Genomic DNA, 3,564 nt, shown 5'->3' with positions numbered 1-3,564 from the left:
GCCGCCGAAGCCGCCGCCGGGGCCGCCGCCCATGCCGCCCGCGCCGCGCGCGGCCGAGGAACCGAGTTCGGCGGTGAGCGTGGGGCCCGCGAGGCTCACGATCCACGCGCCGAGGAGCCCGACGGCGATACCGAGGACCCCGCCGATGAGCCCGTTGACGACGGCCTCGCCGACGACCTGCCGGTTGACGCGGGCGCTGGACCAGCCGAGCGCCTTGAGGGTGCCGAACTCCCGTACCCTGCGGCCCACGGCCGAGACGGTGAGCAGCCCGGCGACGAGGAAGGCGGCGGCGAGGACGACCGCGGAGAGCCAGCGGCCGACGCCCGTCGCGAGCGAGGACGCGGTGGAGAGCGAGCCGGAGACGGTGTCGGCGAGGTCGGCCGAGGTCGTCACGGTGGTGCCGGGGACCTGCTTGAGCACGGCCGACTTGACGGAGTCGATCTTCTTCGAGTCGGCAGCCTTCACGTAGACCGTCGTGACTTTGTTCTTGGAGTCGGCGAGCGTCTGGGCCTGCTTCAGCGGCACGTACACGTTGGCCGCCGCGTCGCCGCTGTCGGCGGTCGCGATGCCGATGATCTTGAACTTGGTTCCGTGCACGGTCAGTTCGTCGCCCGTGGAGAGCTTCTTCTCCTTGGCGTAGGCGCTGTCGACGACGGCGAGCTTCGCGTTCGTCTCGCTCGTCGTGAAGGTGCGGCCCTTGGTGATCTTGGAGGAGGTGAGGGGGCCGAGCGTCGGGTGGGCGACGTCGGTGCCGTAGACGGAGTACGAGTCGACGTCGAACTGCGCGCCACCGCCCCGGACTTCACCGCTGGGCGGCTGGTTGCCGCCGCTGTTGCCGCCGCCGAAGCCGCCCCGACCGGAGCCGGAGCCGGAGCCGCTGCTCTCGTCCTGCTTGAACTCCCCGCGCCTGAACTGGCCGTTGACCTTCATCACCTGGAGGCTGAGGCCGCCGACCGCCTGCGCGACCCCGTCCTGGTCCGCGACCTTCGTGACGGTGGAGGAGGCGAGGGTCTGGAAGCCCTGCACCATGACGCGGTCGCTGCTCTGCTCGCTGTCGTCGTCGCTGTCCTTCGCGTCGAAGTCGAAGCGCGGACGGCCGCCGGTGCTGCCCTCCTTGGGCGCGGCTGCGGCCTTGGTGACGGTGAGGTCGGTGCCGAGTCCGTAGAGGGACTGGAGGACCTTGTCCTGGGCCTTGTTCATCCCGGACGCGACCGAGTTGACGACGATGACGAGGGCGATGCCCAGAGCGAGCCCGGAGGCGACGACGAGGGCCGCTTTTCTGCGGCGGCGCAGCTCGCGCCTCAGACAGGTGAAGAACATGGGGCGACCGTAGGAGGCGCTTGTGACGGCCGGTTAAGGGTCGGATAAGAGGAACGTGAGAAGAACCGGGGGACGCGGACGAGGGCCCGCCCCCAGCGTGTGGACGCGGACGAGGGCCCGCCCCCAGCGTGTGGGGGGCGGGCCCTCGTCCGTACGACCGCGGCGACGGTGGTGGCGGGGTGGGCTCAGAGAGCCGAGCCCTGCTTCCACTGGTCCCAGCTCAGGTTCCAGCCGTTGAGGCCGTTGTCCGGCTGGACCGTCTTGTCGCCGGTGTTCTTGACCACGACGACGTCACCGATCATCGAATTGTCGTAGAACCAGGCGCCGTTGGTGTTCGGGTTGTTGGCGCCCTTGGCGTCCTGGAGGCCCACGCAGCCGTGGCTGGTGTTGACGCTCCCGAAGATCGAGGGCGAGCCCCAGTAGTTGCCGTGGATGAAGGTGCCCGAGTTGGAGAGCCGCATGGCGTGCGGCACGTCCTTGATGTCGTACTCGCCCTTGCCGTCGTCATCGGTGAAGCCGACGGTGGAGCCGTCCATCCGGGTCTGCTTGTACTTCTCCGAGATGACCATCTGGCCTTCGTAGGTCTTGTTCTCGGGAGAACCCGCCGAGATCGGGATCGTCTTGACGACCTTCCCGTCCCGCTCGACCTTCATCGTCTTCGACTGGGCGTCGACGGTGGAGACCTGGCTGCGGCCGATCTTGAAGGTGACGGTCTTCTGCTGGACGCCGAAGACGCCGTCCGCGCCCTCGACCCCGTCGAGGTCGAGCTTCAGGGACACGGTCGAGCCGGCCTGCCAGTACTGCTCGGGCCGGAAGTCGAGGCGCTGGTTGCCGAACCAGTGACCGACGACCTCCTGGTTGGAGCTGCTGGAGACCTTGATGCCCGCCTGGACGGCCTTCTTGTCCTTCTCGGTGATGGCCTTGTCGAAGTTGATCGACACGGGCATGCCGACGCCGACCGTCGAACCGTCCTCGGGCGTGAAGTTCCCGATGAAGCTGTTCTGCGGCGAGACGGTCGTGAAGGTGCCGTTCTCGTGCGCGACGCGCCCGTCGCCGTCCTTCGCCGTCGCGTTGACCTTGTAGGTCGTCGCGCGCTCCAGCTGGTCGGAGGGCTTCCAGCTCGTCTTGTCCGCGGAGAAGGCGCCCGGGATCTTGGTGCCGTCCGAGGCGGTCAGCGTGACCGCGGTGAGCGAGCCCTTGCTGACCGAGACCTGGCCCGCGTTGTTGATGCTCGCGGCGTTGGAGCCGTTCTCGGGGGCGATCTTTATTCGCGCGGCCGACGCCTTCTCGGCGGCGGACTTGTCGACCTGCGACTGACCGCCGCCGTTCTTGCCGTCCGCCTTGTCGCCGTCGTCGTCGCCACCGCCGCAGGCGGAGAGCACCAGCACTCCGCCCAGTACGGCGGAGGCGGCGGCAAGAGCCTTGCGCCGCTTGCTGACCGTCATCACTCGCTTCTCCATCGTCGCCGAATCCCGCAGTGCCCCCGGAACGTGCACAAGGCGCACGGCCGCCGACGGCAGCCATGCCTCTTCCCTGTCTACAACAACCGTTCGACCCGTCCGATGGCACGTCCCCGGGAATGTGGGAAAGGCCACGTCCCGGCGGGCTCGGGGACCACTGTCTCCCCTTGAGACGAGGATCGCGGCCAAGCGGTTGCCGTCCTTCCGGGACGTTTTCCCCACGTCGGGGACCCAATGCGTGCGCATTGCCTCCCGCCGCCCCCAGCGGGTCGTGCGGACGGCTTCCGCGCACCCGCCGTCCCTCACTAGCATCGCGGCAAAGACCGCCCCGGGAACCCCCGGCCGTCCCCGTCCCCCACGGTCCCCCACCGTCCCCGTGCGTCAAGGGAGCTGCCCTTCATGTCCTCCGTCGCCCGCAGGTCCCTGCTGACCGCCACGGCCTCGGCGGCCGTGCTCTGCGCGCTGTCCTTCGTGCCCTCGGCCCCGGACGCGGCGGCGGCGCCCGCGCACACGCGGATCGCCGCCGCGGCCACCCCCGCGACCGACGACCCCCGCCTCGCCGACACGGGAGGCGTCGACACGACCCCGTACCTCGTCGGCGGCCTCGCCTCGCTCGGCATCGGCGCGGCATGCGTCACTGTCGCGGTCCGGCGCGCACGGCGGGAACCGGACGAGGAGGCGGTGGCGCTCTAGTACGGGAGCCGGGGCGGCCCCGCGCGCCCGCGAGGAGCCGCCCGTCGCTCAGGCCAGCGGCCCCACGGCCGCCTCGACGGCACGTACGAGG

Annotated in this window: 3 protein-coding genes; 1 reads left to right on the top strand and 2 read right to left on the bottom strand. The window is 70.1% G+C overall.

All coding sequences use genetic code 11. The features are described 5' to 3' along the window. Positions 1-1,320, bottom strand: a 1,320-nt coding sequence (locus tag G3I42_RS02330) for an ABC transporter permease (protein ID WP_164282186.1), incomplete at its 3' end; no start/stop codon positions are given. Positions 1,321-1,505: 185 nt separating this feature from the next. Continuing rightward, entirely contained in the window at positions 1,506-2,765 is a 1,260-nt protein-coding gene (locus G3I42_RS02325) for an Ig-like domain-containing protein (protein ID WP_164282185.1), read from the bottom strand. A gap of 414 nt (positions 2,766-3,179) precedes the next feature. Here G3I42_RS02325 and G3I42_RS02320 point away from each other — a divergent pair, with 414 nt between their 5' ends. Further along, complete coding sequence (locus G3I42_RS02320; protein WP_164282184.1) at positions 3,180-3,473, top strand: tat (twin-arginine translocation) pathway signal sequence; 294 nt, start codon at positions 3,180-3,182, stop codon at positions 3,471-3,473. Positions 3,474-3,564 lie beyond the last annotated feature (91 nt).

Source organism: Streptomyces sp. SID11385 (assembly GCF_010548245.1).
Taxonomy (GTDB): Bacteria; Actinomycetota; Actinomycetes; order Streptomycetales; family Streptomycetaceae; genus Streptomyces.
The sequence above is the reverse complement of the archived record's forward strand: the minus strand, read 5'-3'. Positions and strand labels throughout refer to the sequence as shown.

What these genes read in the sequence shown, in the direction of transcription:
- G3I42_RS02325 (WP_164282185.1), bottom strand. Translation starts at nt 2,765, where the DNA reads ATGACGGTCAGCAAGCGGCGCAAGGCTCTTGCCGCCGCCTCCGCCGTA.
- G3I42_RS02320 (WP_164282184.1), top strand. Translation starts at nt 3,180, where the DNA reads ATGTCCTCCGTCGCCCGCAGGTCCCTGCTGACCGCCACGGCCTCGGCG.